Here is a 26538-nt window from a genome sequence, read left to right as displayed (position 1 = left end):
CATGATCGGTGCTGAACTGCTATCACCGCAAACCCTGGCGGTCGGTTGGCTGGTTTATGTGCCGGTGTTGGCCTGGGCCGTGGCGCGGGCACCGTGGGTCGAGCTGTTCACCGACAGCCGTCGCCAGCATCTGCTGTTCGGCACGGTGCTGGCGTTGTTCATGCTGTGGCTGGTGCGACGGGATTTCGATACGGGGGTCTCGTATCATTTCATCGGCATGACCGCCGTGACGCTGCTGCTGGACTGGCCATTGGCGATCCTGGGTGGCCTGTGCGCGCAGATGGCGCTGGTGCTGCTGGGGCGTCAGGACATGGCGGCGGTCGGGGTCAACGGTGCGCTGCTGATCCTGCTGCCGGTGCTGATCACCGAATGTTGCGCAATCCTGGTGGAGCGCGCGCAGCCGCGTAACCTGTTTGTGTATATCTTTTGTTCGGGGTTCCTGGCCGCCGCGCTTTCGGCACTGGCCTGCCTGCTGCTGGGGCTCGGTTTGCTCTGGTACGACGGCCTGTTTGCCATGCCTTACTGGCTGGAGGATTTCATCGGCTACCTCTGGTTGATCATTTTTCCCGAAGCGTTCATCAACGGCATGGTGATCAGTGCGTTGGTGGTGTTCAGCCCCGAATGGCTGGAAACCTTCAACCGCACGCGCTACCTGTCGGCACCGTGGAACGACGATGACAAGCCTTGATTCACGTCAAGGCTGCCCCACCGCACGCCCTGCATGCTCTGGAAAACTTCAAGGAGTACAACCATGAGTGTTTATGAGTGGGCCAGGCAAGAGATCAGGCGTAGCCACGATGCCGCAATGGAGATCGGTTTCGACCCGGGCTTGAGTCTGCGTGCCTTGCTCAGTGCGATCGTGCAGCAGAGCAAGGCAGTGCGCAGCGCTGAAGACCTGGCCGACGAGTTGAGTTTCCTGGCGGAAAACCTCGACGACGAACAGGACTACGGTTTCATGCGGCCTTAGTGATGCGAGCGAGGCTCGAAATCTTCGCTGAACAGCTCATCCTCGGCGTCGGGGCTGACCGGGATCTTGTGTTCTTCCGACGCCCAGGCGCCGAGGTCGATCAGTTTGCAGCGATCGGAACAGAACGGCCGGAATGTGCTCTGCGGGCTCCATTCCACAGGGGCGCCACAGGTTGGGCAATCAACGGTTGGGGTTTTGCTCATGAGTGGCCTCCACGCAAAGTAAGGTAAAAGTGATGCAGGCGCTCGACCTCGCTGTGCAGCCAGGCGAGGTCGCGATCATTGACCACCACGTCATCGGCATGGTTCAGGCGATCCTGGCGGCTGGACTGGGCCTTGAGGATCGCCTGGACCTGCTGTTCGCTGGTCTGGTCGCGTTGCAACGTACGTTCGATCTGCAGTTGTTCCGGCGCATCGATCACCAGGATCCGCTGGGTCATGGCGTACTGCCCTGACTCGATCAGCAGCGGCGACACCAGGATCGCGTAGGACGATTGTGCCTGAGCCAGGTGATGGGCGATTTCCTCGGCGATCAGCGGATGCAGCAGTGCTTCGAGCCAGCGGCGTTCATCGGCATTTTCGAAAATCAGCTTGCGCAGCGCCGCCCGGTCCAGGGCGCCGTCGGCCTGCAATACGCCAGGGCCGAAGTGCTCGGCGATTTTCGCCAGCGCCGGGCGCCCGGGTTCGACCACCCAGCGTGCCGCATGATCGGCGTCGATGACGTGCACACCCAGATCGATGAAATGCTGGGCCGCCGCGCTCTTGCCGCTGCCGATGCCACCGGTCAGGCCGAGAATCCAGGGTTTTTCCAGAGGGGTTTTCATTAGAAACCGACAGACTGCCAATAGAAGTCGGTTATTTGACCACCCCAGAGCAAGGCAATCCAGCCGGCAATGGCCAGATAAGGTCCGAAGGGGATCTGCGTCGACCCGGGCGCGTCACGCAAGCGCAGCACAATGACCCCGATAACGGCGCCCACCAGCGACGACAACAGCAGCGTCAGCGGCAGGACCTGCCAGCCGCCCCAGGCGCCCAGCATCGCCAGCAGCTTGAAATCCCCGTAGCCCATGCCTTCCTTGCCGGTGATCAGCTTGAACACCCAGAACACCGACCACAGCGCCAGGTAGCCGGCCACCGCGCCCCACATCGCCTGGTCCAGGGAAACGAACAGCCCGAAGCTGTTGACGATCAAGCCCAGCCACAACAACGGCAACACCAGGGTATCGGGCAGCAGTTGATGCTCGGCGTCGATCAGGCTCATGGCCAGCAGGCCCCAGGTCAACACCATCACCATCGCGGCGTGCCAGCCAAAGCCGAAATGCCAGGCGACGAACGCCGTCAACGCGCCGCAGGCCACTTCGGTCAGGGGGTAACGCTTGCCGATGGGCGCGGCGCAGCTCGAACAGCGGCCACGCAGCATCAGGTAGCTCAACAGCGGAATGTTCTCCCAGGCGCGGATGCGATGGCCGCAGTGCGGGCATTGGGAATGGGGCAGCATGAGGTTGTAGACCGGGCCCGGAGTCTCGGCCGGCAGGCCCAGCAGGTCGTGGGCCTGCAGGCGCCATTCGCGGTTGAGCATCTTCGGCAGGCGCCACACCAGCACGTTGAGGAAACTGCCGACGATCAGGCCGAGCCATGCCGCAACAAGCACGAAAGCCAGGGGATACAGCACGAAAAATTCGCTCAGGGGCATGTCAGATCGCAGAGCCGAGTTGAAAGATGGGCAGGTACATGGCAACCACCAGGCCACCCACGACGACCCCCAGGACCACCATGATGAAGGGTTCCATCAGGCTGGTGAGGTTGTCCACCAGATTGTCCACTTCGGCCTCATAAAAACTCGCCACTTTGTCGAGCATGTCGTCCAGCGCGCCGGATTCCTCGCCGATGGCGGTCATCTGGATGGCCAGGTTCGGGAAGATCCCTGACGCGCGCATGGAAAAATTCAACTGCATGCCGGTGGATACGTCCTGGCGGATGCGCTGCACGGCGCGCTTGAATACCACATTGCCGGTGGCGCCCGATACTGAATCTAGGGCTTCGACCAGCGGCACGCCGGCAGCGAATGTCGTCGAGAGCGTGCGGGCGTAGCGGGCCACGGCGGACTTGTACATCAAGGCGCCTATCAGCGGTAGTTTGAGTAGCCATTTATCGCGCCAGTCACGAAAGCGCTCGGAACGCTTGAGGGCGTATTTCACGCCAAAAAATGTCCCCACAAACCCGCCAAGCACCACCCACCACCATTCCTGCAAGAATTCCGACAGGCCGATGACCATCACCGTGAAAGCCGGCAGCTGTGCCCCGAACCCGGAGAAGACCGATTCGAATTGCGGTACCACCTTGACCAGCAGGATGCCGGTGACCACCGCCGCGACGAGTATCACCGCCGTCGGGTAGGTCATGGCTTTCTTGATCTTGGCCTTGAGCGCTTCGCTCTTTTCCTTGTAGGTCGCGACCCGGTCCAGCAGTGTGTCCAACGCACCGGCCTGCTCACCGGCATCCACCAGGTTGCAGTACAAATCGTCGAAATACTGCGGGCATTTGCGCAGCGAGGCGGCGAAGCTGTTGCCGGCGGCGACTTCCTGCTTCACCTGGTCCACCAGCTTGCGCATGTTGGCGTTGTCGAAGCCTTCGCCGATGATGTCGAACGCCTGCAACAGTGGCACGCCAGCCTTGAGCATCGTTGCCATCTGACGGGTGAAGAGGGCGATATCCAGCGGCTTGATGCGCTTGCCCTTGCTGAAGATCGAGGTGGATTTCTTGCGCACCTTCTCCGGGTTGATGCCTTGTTTGCGTAGTTGAGCCTTGACCAGGGCCGGGCTCTGTCCCGTCAGCTCGCCGGTCATTTTCGCGCCTTTGCGGTCTTTGCCTTCCCACGTATAGACGTCGGTTTTTACTGCCTTGACCGCCATGCTCAATCCTTGGTGACCCGGTTGATTTCCTCGAGGCTGGTGACGCCTTGCATCACTTTGAGCAGCCCCGATGTGCGCAGGTCATTGAAGCCGTCCTTGCGCATTTGCAGATCGATTTCCAGCGAGTTGCCCTCGGCCATGATCAACCGTTGCAGCTCGGGCGTGTTCTTGACCACTTCGTAAACCCCCACGCGCCCTTTGTAACCATGGTTGCACTGTTGGCAACCGACCGGCTCATAGATCGTGAATGTGCCGATGCGTTCCCGGGGGAAACCTTCCTTGAGCAGGGTTTCCTCGGGAATCTCGATGGCTTTCTTGCAGTGGGGGCAGAGCTTGCGCGCCAGCCGTTGGGCGATGATCAGGTGCACGGCGGTAGCGATGTTGAACCCCGGAATGCCCATGTTCTGCAAGCGGATCAGGGTTTCGGCGGCGCTGTTGGTGTGCAATGTGGAGAGCACCAGGTGCCCGGTCTGGGCGGCCTTGATGGCGATTTCGGCGGTTTCCAGGTCGCGGATCTCGCCGACCATGATCACGTCCGGGTCCTGGCGCAGGAACGAGCGCAGGGCCTGGGCGAAGTCCAGCCCTTGGCGCGGGTTCACGTTGACCTGGTTGATGCCTTCCATGTTGATCTCCACCGGGTCTTCGGCGGTGGAAATATTGATGTCCACGGTATTGAGGATATTCAGCCCGGTGTACAGCGACACGGTCTTGCCCGAGCCGGTCGGGCCGGTGACCAGGATCAGCCCTTGCGGTTGCTTGAGGGCGGCCATGTACAGGTCTTTCTGATCCGGCTCGTAGCCCAGGGCATCGATGCCCATTTGTGCACTGGAAGGGTCGAGAATCCGGATTACCACCTTTTCGCCCCAGAGTGTCGGCAGGGTGTTGACCCGGAAGTCGATGGACTTGGTTTTCGACAGGCGCATTTTCAACCGGCCGTCCTGGGGTTTGCGCCGTTCGGAAATATCGAGGCTGGCCATGACCTTCAAGCGGGCGGCGATACGGGTCGCCAGTTGGATCGGCGGCCGGGCCACTTCCCGCAGCATGCCGTCGGTGCGCACCCGCACCCGGTAGATTTTTTCGTAAGGCTCGAAGTGCAGGTCGGAAGAGTCGCCCTTGATCGCGTCCAGCAGCATCTTGTTGACGAAACGCACCACGGGCGCGTCGTCGGTGTCCTGGCCGCCGATGGAGTCCTGCTTGGAATCGTCGATCGATTCGATGTCCAGACCGTCCAGGTCGACATCGCCCATGCCTTCCAGGCCCGTGCTACTGGATTCGAAGAACTTTTCGATGGCATCGTTGAGCTTGTCGTCCTCCACCAGGATGGCTTCGGTGGTCAGGCCGGTACTGAATTGAATGTCATTGATGGCCTGGTGATTGGTGGGGTCGGAGATGCCCACGAACAACTTGTTGCCGCGTCGCCACAGCGGCAGGACGTGATGCTGGCGCACCAGTTTTTCGCTGACCAGGCCCGTGGGCTGGGTGTCCTTGTCCAGGCTGTTGAGGTCCAGCAGGGCGACGCCGAAATGTTCCGAAGCGATTTCCGCCACCTGACGGCTCTGGACCAGTTTGTTCTGCACCAGGTAGCTGACCAGCGGGGTGCGACTGCGTTGGGCCTGTTGATACGCCTGTTGCGCACTTTGCTCGGTGAGCAGTTCAGCCAGTACCAATTGCTTGGTCAGGCCGCTGAGGGCGATGTCATTCATGGGGATTCCGGCGGCAGACAGTTCATGACTTATAGCCTAGTCAAGCATCGACGCCAAACCAGCGGGGCAGGGTGACAAAAAACGTCAGATAGTGCGGTTGTTGAGGTAGGACGTCGCCGTTGTGCGGGTTCAACCCCTTTATTGATGGTGCTTCAGGGTTGGCATGTGCCCTGCAATAGCCATTTCAGGTCATGAGATTTCGACTCATGCATGGGAGATGTCTATGAATAAGCAAAAGGGCTTTACGCTGATCGAGCTGCTGATCGTCGTGGCGATCATTGGCATTCTGGCGACGTTCGCGTTGCCGCAATATTCCAAATACCAGGCGCGAGCGAAGGCTACGGCTGGGTTGGGGGAAATCAGCGCATTGAAGGTACCATACGAGGATCTGGTCAATCAGGGTACCGACCCGTCGGCGACCAATATGAACTTCCCAACGTCCAGTAACTGCTCGTTTTCCGTCACAGGCACGGCCGCCGCTGGGGGAACCATTGTATGTACCCTTACAAAAGCACCCAGTCAGGTAATGGGCAAGACCATTACGCTCTCTCGCTCGTCGGCAGGGTCCTGGACATGTGCTTCAAATGCCGCTCAAGATTTTCTGCCAGCGGGTTGCACCGGCTCTGGCACAGCTCCGTGATTTAGATTGGGTTTGTGGCGGGATTCAAGGTCCCGCCCTATAAAATCTTCGAAATCATAAACTTAGAAATGAACGTCGAACCGGCAAGTTGCATGTTGAAAATCAACGAGTCTTGCATTTTGCATGATTTCAAAAATTGCCGCTTCGCTTAACCTTTTGATTTATAAGAAATTTATAAATGTTTCAAAACTGGCACAGCCTTCGCACTACTCCTGATAACCCTGCCGGGATGCACCTCCGGCAGTTTCTGAGAAAAACAGGAGTTACTCGTATGAAGAAGTTCGCTATCACTGCCGCCGCTGCTACCGCACTGACCCTGACCATGGCTAGCGCTTTCGCCGAGACCACTCAAGCAACTCAGGCGCCAATGATGCTGGCCGCGGGCGAAGTGACAGAGGCCAAGGAAGCCACCTCCGATACCTGGATCACCACCAAGGTCAAAGCTGACCTGGTCACCGAAAAAGGCATTCCAGGTACCGACATCAAAGTCGAAACCAATAAAGGCGTTGTGTCCCTGTCTTCCACTGTTGCCGTGACCGAGGCTCAGAAAACCACCGCCGTGGCAATTGCCAAGAAAATCAAAGGCGTCAAGGCCGTATCGGCTGACGGCCTGAAAGCCGAGTAAGGCCAAGACTTCTCGCCTGGACTGGGAGAGGGCGCGGCAAGCGGGCTGAGTCATACGCTTGCCGTTGCTTTTGGAGTTCATGCGAAAGGCCACAGGGACGTGGCCATTACAGGCCCCCGGCATTCGTGCCGGGGGCCTGTTCTATTCTGGGGTGGAAAAATGTGCGGTCCGGCCGGGGATACCGAGTTGCCCTTATCGCGAGCAAGCTCGCTCCCACAGGGATCGAGTTCCTTCGGAAAAAAGTGATCAAGGCAGTTCCCACAGGGGGCCGAGTTCTGCCAGAAGGATGCGGTCAAATGTGGGAGCGAGCTTGCTCGCGATGGCGGCGGCACATTCACTGCCCCCGCTTGCTGGTGATCTGCACCAGCCGATTCCCCTCGAAGCGCAGGTACTGATACATGCCGCTGTTGGGGCCGTAGGTCCATTCCTCCACCGGGTATTCTTCCCGGCGATTGACGCTGCGTTTATAGCCCAGGTCATCCCGCGCCACAGGCTGCCCGCACTTTTGCAGCACTTCGCTGGAGCGGTCACCGACGCTGATCAACTGGCTGCCACAGCGCAGCGTATCGGCCGCCGACGCTTGGCCGGCGGCGAGCAATAGAATCAGGCTGATCCCGTACACACACTTCATGTCATTCAGCATCCAGGTGCAGAGGAGTGATTACGCGACCGTCGCTTTCGGCCTGGCCAAGGCTGGCGTCGATGAAATACACGCGGTCGTCGGCCAATTGGCCTTTGTCCACCAGGAAATCCTTGATGCTGCCGGCCCGTTCCTGTCCCAGTTGGCGCAATAGCACGTCGCTGCCGCTCCAGAACTTGATCACGCTTTCGCGCAGTTTTTCGATGCGCGCCTTTTTATCCAGTTGCGCCCATTCGGCAGGCGGCTGAGTCTTGAGGCGCGTGCGGTAGATGCCTTCGAGCAGGGGGGGCTTTTCATCCTCGGGCACCTGTATCAGCGAGGCCTGGGCCGGTACTTTGTCGCCCCGACGTTGCAGCATCTTGTAGTAGTTGTACTGGTATTCGCGTTCCAGGCGCTGGGCGGCGAGCAATGGACCGTCGCTGCCTTCGGCGGCGGTGCCTTCGATCTCCAGGCGCAGCTCCGGCCGTTTGGCCAGGGCTTCGGAGAGTTTGAGCAGCGTGCTTTCGTTGTCCTTGCTCAGGTCGCTGGAGCCCGGCGCAAACGCCACGCTGCCCAGGTCTTCCGAGCCGCCCCCGGCCACCAGCCCGCCGATGAGCTTGAAGGGCGCTTGGGCCGCGCGGACCACCAGGTTGCGCAGGGTCTGCCAGACGATCGGCATGACACTGAACTGCGGATCGTTGAGGTTGCCACTGACCGGCAGTTCGATGGAAATCTTGCCCTCGGAGTCCTTGAGCAACGCAATGGCCAGCTTCAACGGCAGGCTCACGGCGTCCGGACTGTCGACTTTTTCCCCCAACTGCAATTGTTCGACCACCACCTTGTTCTCGGCCTGGAGCTGGCCCTTGGTGATTCGGTAATGCAGGTCGAGATTGAGCCGGCCCTTGCGGATGCGATAGCCAGCGAACTTGCCGGAATAGGGCGTCAGGGTCGTCAGCTCGACCCGTTTGAAGCTGGTGGCGATGTCGAGGCTGGCCATCGGATCGAAGGGGTTTACCGCACCCTTGATGGTGACCGGCGCGTAACGGTCGACCTTGCCCTTGACGTCCACGCTGGCCGGTTGGGCCTGGCGGCTGTCGATGGTGCCGATCTGGCCATTGAGTTGCTGGATGGCCGTGGCGAAATTGGGCGTCAGGCTGAAGTCGGCGAAGTTGGCCGAACCGTCGTTGATGGCGATGCCGCCGATGTGGATGCCCAGCGGTTTTTCCTGGGACTTCGGTTTTGGCGCGGTGCTCTTCGCGCCGCTGTCGGCCGGTTGCGGGATCAGCAGGTCATCGACGTTGGTGGTGCGGTCGTCGTTGATCATGAAGCGCGCGTAAGGCTGGAACAGGTTGACCTTGTCGATGGACAGGCTGTCACCGTGCTGATAATCGAGGCCTTCGAGCACCAGACGCTGCCACTTGAGGAAGTCGCGGGTCTTGAGGGTGTCGAGGGTGTGCAACTGCTCGACCTGGGCGCGGCCGGTGATGGCGAATGCCAGCGGCTCGGTGCTCTTGAGGTCGACCGCCAGGTCACTGCCGAGCATCCCGGAGCGCAGTTCCAGGCGAATGAACGGGTTGATGTAGGACTGGGCGACGCGCAGGTCGATGTCCTGGGTCTTGACCTTGAACCTGGCGCTGATCGGGTTCAGGTTGACCTCGCCATCGGCCAGGATCTTGCCCTGTTTGCCCAGCCCGGTATCCAGCTTGAGGGTAAAGGGCGAGCCGTTGAGGGTGTCGTAGTTCTGCAGGTCGAGGTTCAGCGGGCCGACCTCCAGGGCCACGGCGGGTTGTGCTTGGCGGTCGGCCAGGTGCACCTGGTAGTCGCGCAGTTGCACGTCCTTCAACAGCACCTGCCACGGTTTGCTGGGCGGTGTCTGTTCAGGTTTTGGCGAGTCGGCCGCAGCCGGAGCGGATGCCGGTTCTGCCTTGACTTGCGGTTTGGCTGGCTGGCTGGCGAAGAGCTTCTGCCAGTCCAGTTGCCCGTCCGCCTCGCGAGCGGCCCAGGTTTCCAGCTTCTGGCTGCGGATCTTGCCGACCACCACTTGCTGCTTGGCCAGGTCCACCGTGGTTTCGCTCACGTCCAGGCGTTCGAGTTTCACCAGTGGGCGGCCATCGGGGGCCTTGATGGCCAAGGGCGCGACGCTGACCGCGACGTTGTTGAGCAGCAGTTCGGTGCCCTTGGCCAGGTTGAGCTTGTAGTCGGTGCTGAGGTCCAGGACACCGTTTTCCAGCACCAGCGGTACGGCGTCGCGCACATAGGGCCACCAGGCTTTCATCTGGCCGTCAGTGACTTTGAGCGTGCCTTGGGAGGCAATCGGTGTGAGGCTGAAATTACCGGTCCAGTCGATCTGTCCGCCTTCGGGGCCGGCGGCCACCAGGGTCATGTCGGCATTGTCGTCGGGCAGGGTGCTGAGATTCTTCAGCTCGAAATCGAGGGTGTCGTAGAGAAACTCGATGGGCTCGCTAGGACGCAGGTCCTGGAAATGCACGTAGCCGCCGGCCAACTTGATTCGATCGACTCGCAGGGGGAACGGCTTGGCCTCGGGATCGGCGGGCGTCGGTTCGCTGGCCGGCAGCTTGAACAGGCCCAGCAGGTTCAACTGACCGTCCTTGGCGAACACCACTTCGGTCTTGGGCTTGTCCATCTCGATGTCGACCAGGTGCAGAGCCCCGGACCACAAGCTGTCGAGTTGCAAATTGGCGTACAGCCGTTCGAAGCCGACCTGTTCCTTGCCTGGCTCGCCGATATTCAGGCCCCAGAGGGTGACTTCAAGGCTAAAGGGATTGAGTTCCATACGCTGGATCTGCGCCGGCACTGTCGCATGGGCGGCCAATTGCTGGTTGGCGATACGCAAGGCGATGCCTGGCAAAATCAGAAAACCCAACAGACTGTAGAGGGCCAGTGCGGTCAACAGGGCGCCGAAAGCGCGAATCAATCCTTTGGGCATGTGCGGCTTCATCTAGTGTGAATTCGGAGTGCCTTGGAGTATGGCATGCGTTTACGGTTCCGAAGCCTCTGTGATTTAAGAGATTTGTCCGTTTTTTGCGTAAGAATTCTGAGCCTGGTTAGAGCTGGAGGACCAAGGTCTTGAGTGGCGGTTGCTGGTCCAGGGAGGGGAAATCGCTGCCGGGCGTCAGTACGCTCCATTCGCGCACCGGGCGACCGGCTTTTTCCGCGCAACGCAACACCTGGTCGCGCCAGTCGTCCATGGACACTTTTGCCAGGTTGTTGCAGCAGATCAGCACGCCATCGTCGGCGGTGGTGAGCAATGCCGGCTTCAGCAGGCTTTGGTAGTCGCGCAACAGGTCGACGGTGCCGAACGCACTTTTGGCCCAGGCCGGTGGATCGAGCAGCACCAGGTCGTACTGGCGTTGTTCCAGGCGCACGTAGCCGGGCAGTTTTTGCCCACGGCGCTGGCTGATGGGCAGGCCGGCCAGTTGGCGAATCGCCGGGAAATAATCCGACTGCACGAACCCCATCGGTGGCAAATCGGGGTTGAGTAGGCCGTTTTCGCGACCCACCGCCAGGTTGCCTTCGGCGAAGTCCAGGTTGCACACCTCCCGCGCGCCGCCGGCCGCTGCGCTGAGGCCGACGCCGCAGGTGTAGGCGAACAGGTTCAACACGCTTTTGCCGCGGCTGTGGGCCTTGACCCAGCCCCGGGCGTTGCGCAGGTCGAGAAACAGCAGTGGATCCTGCCCGGCATGGCGGCCGCGAACGCGATAATTCAAGCCCCATTCATGCCCGATCAAGTCTTGCAGGGCGGCCTCGTCAGCCTGGTAGACCGTGTCCTGGCGGTCGACGCGCGAATTGCCCCGGGCGCGGTCGTTGTAGACCAACAGGGTTTCCAGGCCCAGCCGTTCGTTGACGAGGCCGTGCAGTTGCAGCAGGTCGTCCCGCTCCAGCGACTGATGGAAGCTCTGCACCAGCAGTTGCGGGCCGTAGCGGTCGACGGTCAGGCCGGGCGCGCCCTCCTGGCTGCCGTGGAACAGGCGATAGCAGTCGGTGCCTTGCGAGTGCAGTTGGCCGAGCAGCTCCTGACGCTGGTCGAGGGCGGCGCGCAGCGCCTGATTCAAGGAAGACATGCCGGGCGCGCCTTAGAGAAATGAGGCGCGGGAGTTTAGCAGTTATGCCTGGCGTGGTCCCTGTGGGAGCGAGCTTGCTCGCGATGGTGGTCTGGCATTCAACATCGATGCAGACTGACAGGGCCCCATCGCGAGCAAGCTCGCTCCCACAGGAAACTTCAGCGATTCAGGCGCTTGTCGATCAGCCCCTCCACCACGCTTGGATCGGCCAGGGTCGAGGTGTCGCCGAGGCTGTCGAGTTCGTTGCAGGCGATCTTGCGCAGGATGCGCCGCATGATCTTGCCCGAACGGGTCTTGGGCAGCGCGGGCGCCCACTGGATCAGTTCCGGCTTGGCGAAGCTGCCGATTTCCTTGCTGACGTGGGCCAGCAATTCCTTCTTCAGCTCGTCATTGGCCTCCACACCGTTCATCGGCGTGACAAAGGCATAGATGCCCTGGCCCTTGAGGTCGTGGGGATAGCCGACGACCGCGGCTTCGGCGATGCTGTCGTGCAGCACCAGGGCGCTTTCCACCTCGGCGGTGCCGATGCGATGCCCGGAGACGTTGATCACGTCGTCGATGCGCCCGGTGATCCAGTAATCGCCGTCTTCGTCGCGGCGCGCCCCATCGCCGGTGAAGTAATAGCCGGGGTAAGGCTTGAAGTACGTGTCCACCATGCGCTGGTGGTCGCCATAGACACTGCGAATCTGCCCAGGCCAACTGGATTTGATCGCCAGTACACCGCTGCCGGCGCCGCTGATTTCCTTGCCCACCTCATCCAGCAAGACCGGTTGCACACCGAACATTGGCCGGGTGGCGCAGCCCGGTTTGAGCTGTGGGGCGCTGACCAGCGGGCTGAGCATGATGCCGCCGGTTTCGGTCTGCCACCAGGTATCGACAATCGGGCAGCGCTGTTCGCCTACCACGTTGAAATACCATTCCCACGCCTCCGGGTTGATCGGCTCACCGACGCTGCCGAGCAATCGCAGGCTTTTGCGGGACGTTTCCTGCAACGGTCCGGCCCCTTCGCGCATCAATGCGCGTAGGGCGGTGGGTGCGGTGTAGAAGATATTGACCTGATGCTTGTCGATCACCTGCCAGAAGCGCGAACTGCTGGGGTGGCTCGGCACGCCCTCGAAGATCAGCGTGGTGGCGCCGTTGGCCAGCGGGCCGTAGACGATGTAGCTATGGCCGGTGACCCAACCGACGTCGGCGGTGCACCAGAACACTTCGTTGTCGCGGTAGTCCAGCACGTACTTGAACGTCATCGCCGCTTGCAGCAGGTAACCGCCCGTGGTGTGCAGCACGCCCTTGGGTTTGCCGGTGCTGCCGGAGGTGTAGAGAATGAACAGCGGGTCTTCGGCGTCCATCGGTTCGGGTGGACAGTCGTCGCTCATGTCGTGCATGGCCTGGTGATACCAGAGATCACGGCCTTCAACCCAGCCCACCTCGCCCTGGGTGCGCTCGACCACCAGCACGGTGCTGACGTTCGGGCAGCTTTCCAGGGCCTTGTCGACGTTGCGCTTGAGCGGTATGAAGCGCCCGCCACGCACGCCTTCGTCAGCCGTAATCACGGTGCGGCAATCGGCATCGAGGATCCGGTCGCGCAGGGAATCCGGCGAGAAACCGCCGAACACCACCGAATGCACCGCGCCGATGCGGGTGCAGGCGAGCATGGCGTAGGCGGCCTCGGGAATCATCGGCATGTAGATGCAGACCCGGTCGCCTTTCTTCACGCCGCGGCTTTTCAGCACGTTGGCCAGGCGGCACACATGGTTGTGCAGTTTCTTGTAGGTGATTTGCGCCGATTCGGCGGGGTTGTCGCCTTCCCAGATGATCGCGATCTGGTCACCTCGTGTGTCCAGGTGACGGTCGATGCAATTGGCGCTGACGTTCAGCTTGCCGCCGGCGAACCAGGTCGCGTCGCCGTTCTTGAGGTCATAGCGCTGGACGGTTTGCCAAGGCGTCATCCAGTCGAGAAAGCGTGTGGCCTGCTCGGCCCAGAAGGCGCTGGGGTGTTCGATGGATTCTTTGTAGAGCCGCTTGTACTCGTCCTGACTCAGTTGCGCAGCCCGGCGGACGGCATCGGCTTGGGGGTACTGGCTGATATCGAACATGACGGTTCCTTATTCTTGTTTTGCGACAAGTCATAAAGATGCGCCGAGTAGCGGGAGGGTTCAAGTCATGCACAAACAACTGTGGGAGCGAGCTTGCTCGCGATGGCGGTGTGTCAGTCAACATGAGTGTCAACTGATCCACCGCTATCGCGAGCAAGCTCGCTCCCACAAAGGTCAGTACTTGGAGTGCGACCTACGATCAGCCGCGGTGACGCCCGCGGAAGTAGTTGATCAAACCCTGGGTCGAGGCATCTTCGGCCGGGTTTTCTTCGCTGCCCACCAGGCGGTTGTAGACGCCCTTGCCCAGTTCCTTGCCCAGTTCCACGCCCCATTGGTCGAAGGCGTTGATGCCCCAGACCACGCTTTGCACGAACACTTTGTGTTCATACAGCGCCACCAGTGCGCCGAGGCGCCGTGGGCTGATGCGTTCGACCACCAGGGTATTGCTCGGACGGTTGCCCGGGATCACCTTGTGGGGAGCCAGTTTCTGCACCTCTTCTTCGCTGGCGCCCTTGTCCCGCAGCTCGGCTTCGGCCTCGGCGCGGGTCTTGCCCAGCATCAGCGCCTGGCTCTGGGACAGGCAGTTGGCGTACAGCCACTGGTGATGGTCGGAAACCGGGTTGAAGCTGACGATCGGCACGATGAAGTCGGCCGGGATCAACTGGGTGCCCTGGTGCAGCAACTGGTGGTAGGCGTGCTGACCGTTGCAGCCGACGCCGCCCCAGATTACCGGGCCCGTGTCGGTCGACACCGGGGTACCGTCCTGGCGCACGCTCTTGCCGTTGGATTCCATGTCCAATTGCTGCAAATGCTTGGTGATGTTACGCAGGTAGTGGTCGTACGGCAGGATCGCATGGCTCTGCGCACCCCAGAAATTGCCGTACCACACCCCCAGCAGCGCCAGCAGCACCGGCATGTTCTGCTCGAACGGGGCGCTCTGGAAATGCTGGTCCATGGAATAGGCGCCGGAGAGCAATTCCTTGAAGTTCGACATGCCGATGGCCAGGGCGATCGGCAGGCCGATGGCCGACCACAGCGAGTAACGCCCGCCGACCCAGTCCCACATCGGGAAGATGTTCTCTTCACGGATGCCGAAGGCCACGGCGGCGGCGTTGTTGCTCGACACGGCGATGAAGTGGCGATACAGCTCTGCTTCGGAACCACCCTGGGCCAGGTACCAGGCGCGGGCGGCCTGGGCGTTCTTCAGGGTTTCGAGGGTGTTGAAGGATTTCGACGAGACGATGAACAGCGTGGTCTCGGCGCGCAGCTTCATGGTCAGTTCATGGAACTCGCTGCCGTCGATGTTCGCCAGGTAGTGGCAGCGAACGCCTTTTTGCGCGTAGGACAACAGCGCTTCGGACACCAGTTCCGGGCCGAGGAAAGAACCACCGATGCCGATGTTCACCACGTCGGTGATGGGCTTTTCGGTGTAGCCGCGCCACAGGCCGTCGTGAATGCGGCCGACCAGGTCAGTGATCTGGTTCAGCACCTTGTGCACGTCCGGCATCACGTTGACGCCGTTGACCAGCAACTTGTCCCCCACCGGCCGACGCAGGGCGGTGTGCAGGGCCGGGCGGTTTTCCGAGGCGTTGACGATTTCGCCCTCGAACAGCGACTTGATCGCGCCCTTGAGGTCGACTTCGTTGGCCAGGCCCACCAGCAGGTCGCGGGTCTGGGCGTTGATCAGGTTTTTCGAGTAGTCGAGAAACAGGCCGCAGCTCGACAGGGTGAATTGAGTGAAACGCTGCGGATCGGCATTGAACGCTTCGCGCATGCTGAAATCCTGCATGGCTTTGCGGTGGTCATTCAGCGCTTGCCAGGCTGGCAGAGCGGTCACGTCATGAGGGGTTCGGTAATACGCCATCGCTGCGGGTTTCCTTTTTACTTGAACGACCTTTTGTACACTAAAAATTCCGGCGTGGCTCGAGGTGGGCATCCGGACACTGCATCGACATGATCGCCAGACGCAGGGCGACTACAGTAAACCTCGCGTTGCAATCTGTCTTGACTTTGTCTGACCGGTCCCCGGTACTTTTTTATACAACGAGGGCGGGAATGGTCCGACAGACGGGACGCAGATGACTCACTGTGGGAGCGAGCTTGCTCGCGATGGCGTCAGGTCAGCCGATATCGATGTCGACAGATGCATCGCTATCGCGAGCAAGCTCGCTCCCACAGGGTTTTTGTGATGCTCAGGCGGGGGTGTCGAGGTCCAGGTGCAGGTTGTCGATCAGGCGCGTGGTACCGAGGAAGGCGGCCACCAGAATCACCAGGTCGCGGTCCTCGCTCGACGCCGGGCGCAAGGTCTTGGCATCACGGATTTCTAGGTAATCGGGACGCAGGCCGGCAGCTTCCAGTTGCTTGAGCTGTTCGCCGATCAGCGCCGGGAAATCCCGCTGGCCCTGCTTGATGGCCTCGGCGATCTGGTTCAGGACGTGATAGACCACGGGCGCGACGGCACGTTGATCCGGGCTGAGGAAGCCATTGCGTGACGACAGCGCCAAGCCATCCTCGGCGCGGACGGTCGGTTCGCCGATGATCTGGATCGGCATGTTCAAGTCATGGACCAGGGCGCGGATCACCGCCAGTTGCTGGAAGTCTTTCTGGCCAAACACCGCGATGTCAGGCTGGACCATGTTGAACAGCTTGCTGACCACCGTCGCCACGCCCTCGAAATGCCCTGGACGACTGGCGCCGCACAAGCCTTCGGACAATTGCGGGACGCTGACCCGAGTCTGGCCGGCCATGCCGTCGGGGTACATTTCTTCGACGCTGGGGGCGAACAGCAGATGGCAGCCGGCCTGGAGCAGTTTTTCTTGGTCGGCTGCCAGGGTACGGGGGTATTTGTCTAGGTCTTCGCCGGCGCCGAATTGCAGTGGATTGACGAAAATGCTCGCCACCACGAAGTCGGCCCGTTGTGTGGCCTTGGTGACCAGCGCCACATGACCGCTGTGCAGGTTGCCCATGGTCGGCACGAAGGCGATGCGTTTGCCTTCGCCGCGGGCACGGGCCACGGCGGCGCGCAGCTCGCGTACGGTTTTGACGGTGTTCATGCGGAAAATCCGTGTTCGGCGCCCGGGAACGTCGCGGCCTTGACTTCAGCGACGTAGGTACTCAAGGCGCCCTGGATGGAGGTTTGCCCGGTCATGAAGTTCTTCACGAACTTGGGCACGCGACCGGTGATCGACAGCCCGAGCATGTCGTGCAGCACCAGCACCTGGCCATCGGTGGCGTTGCCGGCGCCGATCCCGATCACCGGGATCTTCACCGCCTGGGTGATTTCTTCAGCCAGCTCGCTGGGTACGCATTCGAGCAGCAGCATCGCCGCGCCCGCCTGCTCCAGCGCAATCGCATCGGCGCGCATCTGCCGCGCCTGGTTCTCATTGCGGCCCTGGACCTTGTAGCCACCGAGGATATTCACCGCTTGGGGGGTCAGGCCCAGGTGCGCGCACACCGGAATGCCCCGCTCGGCCAGCAGCCGAATCGAATCGGCCAGCCACAATGCGCCTTCGACCTTGACCATGTGGGCACCGGCCTGCATCAGCATGGCGCTGTTGGCCATGGTTTGTTCGAGGGTGGCGTAGGCCATGAACGGCAGGTCGGCGAGGATCAGCGCATCGGTGTTACCGCGCTTGACGGCGGCCACATGGTAGGCCATCTCGGCGGTGGTCACCGGCAGCGTGCTGTCGTGACCTTGCAGCACCATGCCGAGGGAATCGCCCACCAGCAGCACTTCGACACCGGCCTCGTTGCAGGCATGGGCGAAGGTTGCGTCATAGCAGGTCAGCATGGTGATTTTTTCACCTTTTTGCTTGAGACCTTGCAGCGTGGTCAGGGTAATAGCTGGCATGAAAAAGTCCTCATTAGGCGCTCGTGAATGACTGCGAGTAACGCGCATGATTCGTTATCTATACAGGCGCACCTTCTATGCGTGGTGCTTGTAAGGCCTGGATTGCGCCCTTTAGCGCCGCGTTGGCGGCAGCGGGACGCCTATAGTCGTGAGGAGCAATCGGGAAGTCAATTGGATGTGTTACCGCCGGGTGTTACCGAGGTGACTGATGCGTTTCAGCTTGGGGGAGCGCCCCGGAAGTGACTGTCCGGTCCCGGAACCTGTGGGAGCGAGCTTGCTCGCGATGGCGGTGTGTCAGTCACTCCGGATGCTGGATGTGCCGACGCTATCGCGAGCAAGCTCGCTCCCACAGGGATGGTTTTCGTCAGTGGGCGGGCAGGCGTTCCAGGCCGACGAATGGGCACGCGGCAAGCAGGTCCTTGAGCAAGCGTCCATCGGCCAGGCGCAGGTCGGCGGGGGCCAGTTCGGCCAGTGGGTACAGGACAAAGGCCCGGGCTTGCATATGGTAGTGGGGGACCTTGAGGCGGGGCTCGTCGATCAGGCGATCGCCGAACAGCAGGATGTCCAGGTCCAGGGTGCGCGGCCCCCAGCGTTCGAGGCGTTCGCGACCCTGTCCGGTTTCGATGGCTTGCAGCGCATCGAGCAGGTCCAGCGGTGCCAGGTGGCTGTCCAGCGCCGCCACCGCATTGGTGTAGCGCGGCTGGCCGGGTAGCAGGGAGTCGCTTTGGTAAAACGCCGAGACTCCCACCAGTTGGGTATTGGGCAATTGCGCCAGCGCCTGGACGGCACTGCGCAATTGTTCGGCAGGTTCGGCCAGGTTGCTGCCCATGCCGATGTAGATGCGTTCCATCGATTACTCGCCCGATGCGCTCGGTACACCGGCACGCTTGCGCTTGGCACCGCCGCTGCGGCGACGCTTGCGTGGGCCGCTGGCGCCGTCATCCTTGCCGCTGAGCTCACGAATCATATCGCGGCGCTCGCTGTCGTTGGCGTCCTGGTAATCGGTCCACCATTCGCCCAGGCCATCGGTCTGCTCGCCCGCGCTTTCACGCAGCAGCAGGAAGTCGTAGCCAGCGCGGAAACGCGGGTTGTCCAGCAGCAGGTCGGCACGTTTGCCGCTGCGCCGTGGCAGGCGCTCCTGCATGTCCCAGATCTCGCGGATCGGCATCGTGAAGCGTTTTGGAATGGCGATGCGCTGGCACTGTTCGGCGATCAGCTCGTGGGCGGCTTCCTGCATCGCCGGGATCGGCGGCATGCCACGGTCTTGCAGGCGCAGCACCCGGGCCGGCAGGGCAGGCCAGAGCAAGGCGGCGAACAGGAACGCCGGCGTCACCGGCTTGTTCTGCTTGATGCGCAGGTCGGTGTTGATCAGTGCTTCGCTGATCAAGGTGTGGGTGTAGGTCGGGTTGTGCTCCAGGGCCTCGGCGCTGGCGGGGAACAGCGGATCGAACAGCTGCAGGTCCACCAGCATCTCGAAGGTGTCTGCCGCGTTGCCTGACAGGAACAGTTTGAGCACTTCCTCGAACAGGCGCGCCGAGGGAATTTCCCGCAGCATGGGCGCCAGTTCGCGAATCGGCACGGCGCTGTGTTTTTCGATGCCGAAATCCAGCTTGGCGGCGAAACGCACGGCTCGCAGCATCCGCACCGGGTCTTCCTGGTAGCGCTGCTTCGGGTCGCCGATCAGGCGGATCAGACGATTGCGAATGTCGTGTACGCCGTTGGCGTAATCGAGGATGCGTTCGCTGACCGGATCGTAATACAGGGCGTTGATGGTGAAGTCGCGGCGTTGCGCATCTTCTTCCAACGTGCCGTAGACGTTATCGCGCAGGATGCGTCCGCTCTCGTTGCGGGAAGACTGGTTGCTGTCTTCCTCTTCATCGTTTTGCGGATGATTGGCGCGGAAGGTGGCCACTTCGATGATCTCGCGACCGAAGTGGATATGAACCAGCTTGAAGCGCCGGCCAATGATCCGCGCATTGCGAAACTCTGCCCGTATCTGTTCCGGCGTGGCGCTGGTGGCGACGTCGAAATCCTTGGGGGTGATGTTGAGCAGCATGTCGCGCACGCAGCCACCGACCAGGTAAGCCTGGTAGCCGGCGTTCTGCAAACGTTCGACGATGTTCACCGCATAACGGCTGAACTGGGCCTTTTGCAGCGAATGCTGGCCGCTGTTGAGCACTTCAGGCGTGCTGCGAATGTGTTGCGTACGACGCAAGGGAGAACGGAATGACTGGAACAGCTTCTTCAGCATGGGATGCACTGTTTGAAGGAATATTCGGCCAAAAACGAAGAATGACCGCATGATGGGCGGGGATTCTAGCATTTAGTCGAGGGATGGTGTAGGACGCAGGCGTTTGAGCTGCAAGCCTCAGGCGACAGGCTTGTAGGCTGCGGGGAGGCGGAACGACAGAAACCACAAGGGGAGCCGAAGCTCCCCCAGAATTAGTTGCGTGCTCTGTTTTTATTATTGGTTTCGGGCTTCTTGTTTTTGTTGAGTGCCCGCGCCACGAGGTTTTCCCTTCGTGACCCTCCCAATCGGGAGCCAAGAGCAAACGGATTGCTTTGGTCGCTGTGTTGCAGTGATCAATCGATCCAACCAGTTCAGGCACCTGTCTTGAGACAGTTTTTATTGTTCTCGGCCTGGTTGTGGGGCAAGCCCCAAATACAACGCCTCTCCAAAAGAATCAGTTAGCTGCGCCTCTCGCCGTCTTGTTTTTATTGTGCGTGAGTCGATTCGTCTTGTTTTTATTGTCTTGTGCATTGCTTGTTATTGTTCTTGTACCAAAGCTATAGCAGGGTGCGTGCCAACTTTTGCGAAACCCAGAGAAACCGGGGGTTCCATGGTTGTAGCCATTTTTCCGAGGCGAAAAAAAGCCGGGGTTTCGTTACCGTAAACCCCGGCTTCTGTTACGTGAAAAGGACTGGGGTAACAGTTTTTTCACATCCCCTGTGGGAGCGAGCTTGCTCGCGATGGGGCATCAGCTTGCCTATAGCGCGACTGACACACCGCTATCGCGAGCAAGCCCGCTCCCACACTTCCTCAGCTTTCGCTGGTCGCCCCGGTCTTGCGCCGTGGAATGCCCAGGCGCTGGCGCCGTTCCCACAGGCACTTGCGGCTGACGCCCAGCTTGCGTGCCAGCTCGGTCTCGGTCATGTGGTCCTGGTGCTCGAGGACGAAATGCTGGAAGTAGTCCTCCAGGGACAGGTCTTCGGTGGGTTCGTGGCTGGTGTTGTTGGCAGCGCCGCCTTGTTGTGGGGCCAGGCCGATGAATTCTTCGTCGTCCAGGTCGCTCAGTTCGATGTCGATGCCCAGCAGGTCGGCGGAGATTTCCGGGCTCTCGCACAGGATCACTGCCCGCTCGACCGCGTTTTCCAGCTCCCGAACGTTACCCGGCCAGGCGTAATGACGAATGGCCTGTTCGGCGTCCGGGGCGAACTTGAGGTCGGTGCGGTTGACCCGCGCGCTCTGGCGGGCCAGAAACGCCTGGGCGATTTCATTGACGTCCGCGCCACGCTCGCGCAGGGCAGGGAGCTTCAAGGCGATCACGTGCAAGCGGTAATACAAGTCTTCGCGAAACTGGCCGATTTTCGCCAGGCTCTTGAGATCACGGTGGGTGGCCGCGATCAGGCGGACATCGACCTTCTGCGACTGCACCGAGCCGACCCGGCGGATTTCGCCCTCCTGGAGCACCCGCAGCAACCGCGCCTGGGCCTCCAGTGGCAGCTCGCCGATTTCATCGAGGAACAACGTGCCGCCGTCCGCCGCTTCCACCAGCCCGGCACGCCCGGCGCTGGCGCCAGTGAACGCCCCTTTCTCGTGACCGAACAGTTCGGACTCGATCAGGCTCTCCGGAATGGCCGCGCAGTTCACCGAGATCATCGGTGCCTTGGCCCGGCGCGACAGGTTGTGCAGGGCACGGGCCACCAGTTCCTTGCCGGTGCCGGACTCGCCCTGGACCAGGACGTTGGAATCGGTCGGCGCCACTTTGCGGATCTTGCTGTACAGGTCCTGCATGGGTGGGCAGGAACCGATGATGCCGATCTCGCCATTACTGTTGCTGGCCCCGACTTTCACCGAGGCGCTGGCCTTGCCGATGGGTTCCGCCGGGTTGCTGGTCGCCGCCTGCCGGTCACGCAGGATGCGGGCCACGGCCTGGAGCATTTCGTCGTGGTCGAACGGTTTGGCGATGTAGTCCACCGCGCCCATTTTCATGGAGTCGACCGCCGAGCGCAGGCTGGCGTAGCTGGTCATGATCAGCACCGGCGTGCCCTGGCCGAGCTTGATCAGCTCGGTACCCGGGGCGCCAGGCAGGCGCAGGTCGCTGACAATCAGGTCAAACGTGGGAATGCTGAAACGCTCTTGTGCTTCCTGCACTGAACCGGCTTCGCTGACCTGGTACTGGTTGCGTTCCAGCAGGCGGCGCAAGGCGGAGCGGATAATTGTTTCGTCTTCGACGATCAAAATGTGCGGCATTGATTCGATTCTCTCGACGGTCTCAGTTCACAGCGGACGTCGCTTCGACATGACGCGGCAAGGTCACCCGGATACGGGTGCCGCGTTGGCTCTGAACATCGGCCGGGCTGTCGATGGTGATTTGTCCATAATGCTCTTCAACGATGGAATAGACCAGTGCGAGGCCCAGACCGGTGCCTTCGCCAGGATCCTTGGTGGTGAAGAAGGGTTCGAACAATCGGTCCATGATGTTCTGTGGGATACCGCTGCCTTCGTCTTCGACGATCAGGTCGACCGTGTGTTCGAACGCTTCGCTCTTGACCCGCACCGCGCTGCCGGCCGGTGAGGCGTCCCGCGCGTTGGAGAGCAGGTTGATCAACACCTGGGCGAGCCGCTGGGGGTCGCCATCGACCCAATGGTCCGGGTCGCACAGGTTGAAGAATTGCACTTCGAAATTGCGCCGGTTGAGGGCCAGCAGACCAATGGCATCCTGGGCCACTTCGGCCAGGCAGACGGGCTCGTCATTGTGCTGGTGACCGCCGGCATGGGCGAAGCTCATCAGCGACTGGACGATGCGCGACACGCGCTTGGTCTGTTCGAGGATCTGGCCGCTGATTTCCGTCAGTTCGCCGTCGTCCTCGCGCTCTTCGCGCAGGTTCTGCGCCAGGCAGGCGATGCCGGTGATCGGGTTGCCGATTTCGTGGGCCACCCCGGCGGCCAGCCGGCCAATGCTTGCCAGGCGTTCGGAGTGGACCAGCTTGTCTTCGAGCATCTGGGTGTCGGTCAGGTCTTCCACCAGCAGCACCAGGCCGCTGTTGCCCGGTGCCAACGGCTCGTCGATCGCCGCCTTGTGCAGGTTCAGCCAGCGTGTCTGGCCGTCGAGGGCCAGGTGCTGTTTGTGCAGGTGCTCGTCAGGCAGGTCGATGAAGCCTTGCAGCAAGCCTTTCCATGGCTCGCCCAGGGTGCTCAGGCGTGAGCCGACCACGCGCTGGGCGGCGATCCCGGTCAGTTCTTCCATGGCCTTGTTCCACATCAGGATTTCCTGGTCCTTGGCCAGGGAACACACACCCATCGGCAGTTCCTGCAGGGTCTGGCGGTGGTAACGGCGCAAGGCGTCCAGTTCGGCGGCCAGGCCGGTGAGGCGCGAGTGGTAATCCTCGAGGCGGCTTTCGATGAAGTGGATGTCTTCGGTGACATAGTTCTCGCCGCCGGCCTTGTAGGGCAGGAACGTCTCGACCATGTCCTGGGCCACGCTGGGACCCATCAGGCCGGACAGGTTGGCCTCGATTCGGTCCCGCAGGCGACGCAAGGCATACGGGCGGCGTTCATCGAAGGGCAGGTAAAGGTCGCGCAGGGCCTGTTCGACTTCCTTTTGCGCGGCTTTGGCGCCCAGGGGCTTGGCCAGTTGCGTGGCGAACTCCTGGGGCGAGGCGGCGTGCAGCTCGCGGCGCTGCGGACGACGAACATTGTCTACCGCACAGGCTTCGGCGGCGCTGGCCTCTTCGCTGCTGGCGTTGGTGAACAGCGAGATCAGGGTGAACATCAGCACGTTCGCTGCCAGGGAAGCGATGGCCGCCATATGCCAACTGGTGTCGTCGAGCACGTAGATCATGTTCAGCAGCGGAATATAGAAGCCCTGCAAGTTACCCATCAGCGGCAGCAGCATCGCCACCAGCCACACCAGGATCCCCGCCAGCAGGCCGGCGATGAAGCCGCGGCGGTTGGCGGTCGGCCAATACAGCACCGACAGCACGCCGGGCAGGAACTGCAAGGTGGCGACAAAGGCGACGATGCCCAGGTTGGCCAGGTCCTGCCCGTCGCCCAGCATCAGGTAGAAACCGTAGCCGGCCATGATGATCGCGACGATCAGCGCCCGTCGGGTCCATTTCAGCCAGCGGTAGATGTTGCCTTCGGCCGGTGGCTGGTAGAGCGGCAGCACCAGGTGGTTGAGGGCCATCCCCGACAAGGCCAGCGTGGTGACGATGATCAGGCCGCTGGCCGCCGACAGGCCGCCGACGTAGGCCAGCAAGGCCAGGGCCTTGCTGTTGGCGGCGATGCCGATGCCCAGGGTGAAATATTCCGGGTTGGTGCTGGCGCCCAGCTTCAAGCCGGCCCAGAGGATCAACGGCACCGCCAGGCTCATCAGCAGCAGGAACAGCGGCAGGCCCCAACTGGCACTCACCAGCGAGCGCGGGTTGAGGTTTTCGGTAAAGGTCATGTGGTACATGTGCGGCATCACGATGGCCGAGGCGAAGAACACCAGCAACAGCGTGCGCCACGGGCCTTCCTGCAGGGGCGTGTGCAAGGCGGCGAGGGCGGTCTGGTTCTGCAGCAGCCACACTTCCAGCTGTTGCGGGCCGTCGAACACGCCGTACAGGGCATAGAGACCGACGCCGCCGATGGCAATCAACTTGATCACCGACTCGAAGGCGATCGCGAACACCAGGCCTTCGTGTTTCTCCCGTGTGGCGATGTGCCGGGAACCGAAGAAAATCGTGAACAGGATGATCAGCACACAGAAACTCAACGCCACCCGGTGCTGCACCGGCTCGCGGGTCAGGATGCTGATGGAGTCGGCCACGGCCTGTATTTGCAGGGCCAGTAACGGTAACACCCCGACCAGCATGAAGATCGTGGTCAGGGCCCCGGCCCAGGTGCTGCGAAAGCGAAAGGCGAACAGGTCGGCCAGGGAGGACAGTTGGTAGGTGCGGGTGATCTTCAGGATCGGGTAGAGCAGCACCGGCGCCAGCAGGAACGCGCCCGATACGCCGAGGTAACTGGAGAGGAAACCATAGCCGTACTGATAGGCCAGCCCGACCGTGCCATAGAACGCCCACGCGCTGGCATAGACACCCAGCGACAGGGTGTAGGTCAGCGGGTGGCGGATGATCGCCCGGGGAATCATGCCCCGTTCGCTGATCCAGGCCACGCCGAACAGCACCGCCAGGTAGGCGGCGCTGATCAGGATCATCTGGGTCAGGCTAAAGCTCATCGGCATCTTTTTGGCTCTGCAGGATGAAGGTCACGACAATCAGGATCAGCCAGAGCAGATACGGCCGATACCAGGCACCCGTGGCATCGATCCACCAATCCATGATGGCCGGGGAGAACAAGTAAATCCCCACTACCAGGAGCAGGACCAAGCGATAGATATACATCCCGGCCTCTCTAATTTATGCGCGTGCCCGAAAACGTGCGGCGATGGTAACGGATGGGGGCCAAGCTGCAAGGCCCGTCAACGTATTTGCGCTTCGGGCAGGCTCAGTGTGCGCGGGATCTTGCCCGCGTCCCAGTGGCGAATGCCCCAGGCCAGCAGTTCCCCTGGGCTGGCGTCGTCCAGTTCGAGGCCCGGTTGCTGGCCCAGCGCGCGCAACGCCCGTAGCAGCAGCGGCGTGGCCTGGTCGGCCGCCAGTGGCGGTGAACGGTAGGATTTGCCGAGCTTGTGCCCGTCGGGCTGGGTGATCAACGGCACGTGCAGGTAACGCGGTTGTGGCAACCCGAGCAGTTCTTGCAGGTAGAGCTGGCGCGGCGTGGAATCCAGCAGGTCGGCGCCGCGCACGATATCGGTCACCCCTTGCCAGGCATCGTCCAGGACCACGGCCAATTGATAGGCATAGAGTCCGTCGCGGCGGCGGATCACGAAATCACCGACTTCACGGCCCAGGTGCTGGCGGAATTCGCCTTGGACCCGGTCGGTGAAGTGGTATTCGAGCTCGGGGACGCGCAGGCGGATGGCGGCGTCCTCGGTGCCGTGCCCGGCATTGCGGCACAGGCCCGGATAAATGCCCCGGTACGCCTCCAGTTGCTTGCGCGAACAGGTGCAGGCATAGGCCAAGCCCTGGCTGAACAGCCGGTTGATGACAGGGGCGTAGGCGTCATGGCGCTCGCTCTGGCGAACCATTTCGCCGTCCCATTCAAACCCGTAGCTTTCCAGCGCCTTGAGAATCGCCGCTTGCGCGCCCGGTTCTTCCCGGGGTGGGTCGAGGTCTTCCATGCGCAGCAACCAGCGCCCGTCCACGGCCCGGGCATCCAGGTACGATGCCAGTGCGGCGACCAGCGAACCGAAATGCAGGTGGCCGCTGGGGGTGGGGGCGAAGCGTCCGATGTAGGCAGTCATAGGGTGAATGTTACTGGGTCCGGGCGGTAGGCATACAATCTCGACAACAAAGCATATCCCCTTGTGGGAGCGAGCTTGCTGGCGATAGCGACCTGTCAGCCACATCACTGTTGGCTGACCCACTGCTATCGCGAGCAAGCTCGCTTGTATGGTAGGACTTGAAGGGGGGAGGAGGGACAAAGCTCGATTCTGACTGTTAGCCGCAGTACAGACCGTGGGAGATTTCACCCCTCCTCCTTTCACCCAAGCGCCGATAAAGAATGCATCTGGCCTAGACCGACGATAGGAACAAGCCTGCGCCTCTGGGTGAACCCTTCAAGTGTTCAAACCTTAGCCCGGAGGATTTTCAATGGCAATGCCGGTTTCTGTCGCAAAGCCGATCGTGGGTGTTGATGTCGCCAAAGATGAGTTGGTGATTTATCACGCACAAACAGATCGACTGGAAGCGCTCCCCAACACCAAGGCAGCGATCAAG

At 61.5% G+C, this 26538-nt stretch carries 22 protein-coding genes and 1 pseudogene; 5 read left to right on the top strand and 18 right to left on the bottom strand.

Features of this window, described 5'->3' with window-relative positions; genetic code table 11:
- Position 1: 1 nt before the first annotated feature.
- The gene (locus BM321_RS23090) at positions 2–688 is read left to right on the top strand and encodes an energy-coupling factor ABC transporter permease (protein WP_060740576.1); all 687 of its coding nucleotides are present in this window, start codon (positions 2–4) and stop codon (positions 686–688) included.
- Positions 689–751: 63 nt separating this feature from the next.
- Positions 752–967 (top strand): hypothetical protein, encoded by a 216-nt coding sequence (locus BM321_RS23085; RefSeq protein ID WP_092333756.1) that lies wholly within the window; start codon positions 752–754, stop codon positions 965–967.
- Here the strand turns inward: BM321_RS23085 and yacG are convergent.
- Genes yacG through pilB form a run of 5 tightly spaced genes read right to left on the bottom strand, consistent with a single transcriptional unit; the run spans position 964 to position 5581 of the window.
- Positions 964–1170, bottom strand: coding sequence for a DNA gyrase inhibitor YacG (gene yacG / locus BM321_RS23080; protein ID WP_092444983.1), 207 nt, complete (start codon positions 1168–1170; stop codon positions 964–966). The genes BM321_RS23085 and yacG overlap by 4 nt on opposite strands.
- Complete coding sequence (coaE, locus tag BM321_RS23075) at positions 1167–1790, bottom strand: dephospho-CoA kinase (RefSeq protein WP_092444981.1); 624 nt, start codon at positions 1788–1790, stop codon at positions 1167–1169. The genes yacG and coaE overlap by 4 nt, the downstream gene beginning before the upstream one ends.
- A complete protein-coding gene (locus tag BM321_RS23070; protein ID WP_092444979.1) occupies positions 1790–2659 on the bottom strand; it encodes a prepilin peptidase in 870 nt (289 codons plus the stop codon). The genes coaE and BM321_RS23070 overlap by 1 nt, the downstream gene beginning before the upstream one ends.
- 1 nt (position 2660) lies before the next feature.
- Positions 2661–3878: a type II secretion system F family protein gene (locus tag BM321_RS23065; protein WP_092444977.1), complete on the bottom strand. Its 1218-nt coding sequence runs from the start codon at positions 3876–3878 to the stop codon at positions 2661–2663.
- Positions 3879–3880: 2 nt separating this feature from the next.
- Complete coding sequence (gene pilB / locus BM321_RS23060) at positions 3881–5581, bottom strand: type IV-A pilus assembly ATPase PilB (protein WP_092444975.1); 1701 nt, start codon at positions 5579–5581, stop codon at positions 3881–3883.
- A gap of 223 nt (positions 5582–5804) precedes the next feature.
- Here pilB and BM321_RS23055 point away from each other — a divergent pair, with 223 nt between their 5' ends.
- Both BM321_RS23055 and BM321_RS23050 read left to right on the top strand, forming a co-directional pair.
- A complete protein-coding gene (locus BM321_RS23055) occupies positions 5805–6221 on the top strand; it encodes a pilin (protein WP_092445024.1) in 417 nt (138 codons plus the stop codon).
- Between the two features lie 271 nt (positions 6222–6492).
- Positions 6493–6846: a BON domain-containing protein gene (locus tag BM321_RS23050; protein ID WP_038857822.1), complete on the top strand. Its 354-nt coding sequence runs from the start codon at positions 6493–6495 to the stop codon at positions 6844–6846.
- 334 nt (positions 6847–7180) lie between these two features.
- Here the strand turns inward: BM321_RS23050 and BM321_RS23045 are convergent, their stop codons facing one another.
- The 13 genes from BM321_RS23045 to gluQRS all read right to left on the bottom strand — a co-directional run bounded on the left by BM321_RS23045 (position 7181) and on the right by gluQRS (position 26063).
- Complete coding sequence (locus BM321_RS23045; RefSeq protein ID WP_092444973.1) at positions 7181–7477, bottom strand: DUF2845 domain-containing protein; 297 nt, start codon at positions 7475–7477, stop codon at positions 7181–7183.
- Between the two features lies 1 nt (position 7478).
- Positions 7479–10412, bottom strand: coding sequence for a DUF748 domain-containing protein (locus BM321_RS23040; protein ID WP_175534990.1), 2934 nt, complete (start codon positions 10410–10412; stop codon positions 7479–7481).
- A gap of 118 nt (positions 10413–10530) precedes the next feature.
- On the bottom strand, positions 10531–11547 hold the full coding sequence (locus tag BM321_RS23035; RefSeq protein ID WP_092444968.1) for a class I SAM-dependent rRNA methyltransferase: 1017 nt from the start codon (positions 11545–11547) through the stop codon (positions 10531–10533).
- Positions 11548–11705: 158 nt separating this feature from the next.
- Positions 11706–13643, bottom strand: coding sequence for an acetate--CoA ligase (gene acs / locus BM321_RS23030; protein WP_092444965.1), 1938 nt, complete (start codon positions 13641–13643; stop codon positions 11706–11708).
- Positions 13644–13842: 199 nt separating this feature from the next.
- The gene (gene pgi / locus BM321_RS23025) at positions 13843–15507 is read right to left on the bottom strand and encodes a glucose-6-phosphate isomerase (protein ID WP_092333734.1); all 1665 of its coding nucleotides are present in this window, start codon (positions 15505–15507) and stop codon (positions 13843–13845) included.
- 328 nt (positions 15508–15835) lie between these two features.
- Complete coding sequence (gene panC / locus BM321_RS23020) at positions 15836–16696, bottom strand: pantoate--beta-alanine ligase (RefSeq protein WP_092444963.1); 861 nt, start codon at positions 16694–16696, stop codon at positions 15836–15838.
- Positions 16693–17493: a 3-methyl-2-oxobutanoate hydroxymethyltransferase gene (gene panB, locus BM321_RS23015; protein ID WP_092444961.1), complete on the bottom strand. Its 801-nt coding sequence runs from the start codon at positions 17491–17493 to the stop codon at positions 16693–16695. Before panB ends, panC begins: the two co-directional genes overlap by 4 nt.
- 364 nt (positions 17494–17857) lie before the next feature.
- Positions 17858–18343 carry a 2-amino-4-hydroxy-6-hydroxymethyldihydropteridine diphosphokinase gene (gene folK, locus BM321_RS23010; RefSeq protein ID WP_092444959.1) on the bottom strand — a complete coding sequence of 162 codons (486 nt, stop codon included), beginning with the start codon at positions 18341–18343 and terminating at the stop codon, positions 17858–17860.
- Between the two features lie 3 nt (positions 18344–18346).
- On the bottom strand, positions 18347–19744 hold the full coding sequence (locus BM321_RS23005) for a polynucleotide adenylyltransferase PcnB (protein WP_175534989.1): 1398 nt from the start codon (positions 19742–19744) through the stop codon (positions 18347–18349).
- A 789-nt stretch (positions 19745–20533) separates the two neighbouring features.
- A complete protein-coding gene (locus BM321_RS23000) occupies positions 20534–21967 on the bottom strand; it encodes a sigma-54-dependent transcriptional regulator (RefSeq protein ID WP_092444955.1) in 1434 nt (477 codons plus the stop codon).
- Between the two features lie 22 nt (positions 21968–21989).
- The gene (locus BM321_RS22995) at positions 21990–24944 is read right to left on the bottom strand and encodes a sensor histidine kinase (RefSeq protein WP_162491245.1); all 2955 of its coding nucleotides are present in this window, start codon (positions 24942–24944) and stop codon (positions 21990–21992) included.
- Positions 24928–25104 carry a hypothetical protein gene (locus BM321_RS22990; protein WP_003176118.1) on the bottom strand — a complete coding sequence of 59 codons (177 nt, stop codon included), beginning with the start codon at positions 25102–25104 and terminating at the stop codon, positions 24928–24930. The genes BM321_RS22995 and BM321_RS22990 overlap by 17 nt, the downstream gene beginning before the upstream one ends.
- 77 nt (positions 25105–25181) lie before the next feature.
- Positions 25182–26063, bottom strand: coding sequence for a tRNA glutamyl-Q(34) synthetase GluQRS (gene gluQRS / locus BM321_RS22985; protein ID WP_092444951.1), 882 nt, complete (start codon positions 26061–26063; stop codon positions 25182–25184).
- Positions 26064–26412: 349 nt separating this feature from the next.
- Here gluQRS and BM321_RS31060 point away from each other — a divergent pair.
- A pseudogene (locus BM321_RS31060) lies at positions 26413–26538 on the top strand (IS110 family transposase); the annotation flags it as partial.

It is taken from the genome of Pseudomonas sp. NFIX10 (assembly GCF_900111955.1).
In the GTDB taxonomy this organism is placed as follows: Bacteria; Pseudomonadota; Gammaproteobacteria; order Pseudomonadales; family Pseudomonadaceae; genus Aquipseudomonas; species Aquipseudomonas fluorescens_AA.
This window is presented reverse-complemented; position numbering and strand designations above follow the sequence as displayed.

What these genes read in the sequence shown, in the direction of transcription:
- BM321_RS23090 (WP_060740576.1), top strand. Translation starts at nt 2, where the DNA reads ATGATCGGTGCTGAACTGCTATCACCGCAAACCCTGGCGGTCGGTTGG.
- BM321_RS23085 (WP_092333756.1), top strand. Translation starts at nt 752, where the DNA reads ATGAGTGTTTATGAGTGGGCCAGGCAAGAGATCAGGCGTAGCCACGAT.
- yacG (WP_092444983.1), bottom strand. Translation starts at nt 1,170, where the DNA reads ATGAGCAAAACCCCAACCGTTGATTGCCCAACCTGTGGCGCCCCTGTG.
- coaE (WP_092444981.1), bottom strand. Translation starts at nt 1,790, where the DNA reads ATGAAAACCCCTCTGGAAAAACCCTGGATTCTCGGCCTGACCGGTGGC.
- BM321_RS23070 (WP_092444979.1), bottom strand. Translation starts at nt 2,659, where the DNA reads ATGCCCCTGAGCGAATTTTTCGTGCTGTATCCCCTGGCTTTCGTGCTT.
- BM321_RS23065 (WP_092444977.1), bottom strand. Translation starts at nt 3,878, where the DNA reads ATGGCGGTCAAGGCAGTAAAAACCGACGTCTATACGTGGGAAGGCAAA.
- pilB (WP_092444975.1), bottom strand. Translation starts at nt 5,581, where the DNA reads ATGAATGACATCGCCCTCAGCGGCCTGACCAAGCAATTGGTACTGGCT.
- BM321_RS23055 (WP_092445024.1), top strand. Translation starts at nt 5,805, where the DNA reads ATGAATAAGCAAAAGGGCTTTACGCTGATCGAGCTGCTGATCGTCGTG.
- BM321_RS23050 (WP_038857822.1), top strand. Translation starts at nt 6,493, where the DNA reads ATGAAGAAGTTCGCTATCACTGCCGCCGCTGCTACCGCACTGACCCTG.
- BM321_RS23045 (WP_092444973.1), bottom strand. Translation starts at nt 7,477, where the DNA reads ATGAAGTGTGTGTACGGGATCAGCCTGATTCTATTGCTCGCCGCCGGC.
- BM321_RS23040 (WP_175534990.1), bottom strand. Translation starts at nt 10,412, where the DNA reads ATGCCCAAAGGATTGATTCGCGCTTTCGGCGCCCTGTTGACCGCACTG.
- BM321_RS23035 (WP_092444968.1), bottom strand. Translation starts at nt 11,547, where the DNA reads ATGTCTTCCTTGAATCAGGCGCTGCGCGCCGCCCTCGACCAGCGTCAG.
- acs (WP_092444965.1), bottom strand. Translation starts at nt 13,643, where the DNA reads ATGTTCGATATCAGCCAGTACCCCCAAGCCGATGCCGTCCGCCGGGCT.
- pgi (WP_092333734.1), bottom strand. Translation starts at nt 15,507, where the DNA reads ATGGCGTATTACCGAACCCCTCATGACGTGACCGCTCTGCCAGCCTGG.
- panC (WP_092444963.1), bottom strand. Translation starts at nt 16,696, where the DNA reads ATGAACACCGTCAAAACCGTACGCGAGCTGCGCGCCGCCGTGGCCCGT.
- panB (WP_092444961.1), bottom strand. Translation starts at nt 17,493, where the DNA reads ATGCCAGCTATTACCCTGACCACGCTGCAAGGTCTCAAGCAAAAAGGT.
- folK (WP_092444959.1), bottom strand. Translation starts at nt 18,343, where the DNA reads ATGGAACGCATCTACATCGGCATGGGCAGCAACCTGGCCGAACCTGCC.
- BM321_RS23005 (WP_175534989.1), bottom strand. Translation starts at nt 19,744, where the DNA reads ATGCTGAAGAAGCTGTTCCAGTCATTCCGTTCTCCCTTGCGTCGTACG.
- BM321_RS23000 (WP_092444955.1), bottom strand. Translation starts at nt 21,967, where the DNA reads ATGCCGCACATTTTGATCGTCGAAGACGAAACAATTATCCGCTCCGCC.
- BM321_RS22995 (WP_162491245.1), bottom strand. Translation starts at nt 24,944, where the DNA reads ATGCCGATGAGCTTTAGCCTGACCCAGATGATCCTGATCAGCGCCGCC.
- BM321_RS22990 (WP_003176118.1), bottom strand. Translation starts at nt 25,104, where the DNA reads ATGTATATCTATCGCTTGGTCCTGCTCCTGGTAGTGGGGATTTACTTG.
- gluQRS (WP_092444951.1), bottom strand. Translation starts at nt 26,063, where the DNA reads ATGACTGCCTACATCGGACGCTTCGCCCCCACCCCCAGCGGCCACCTG.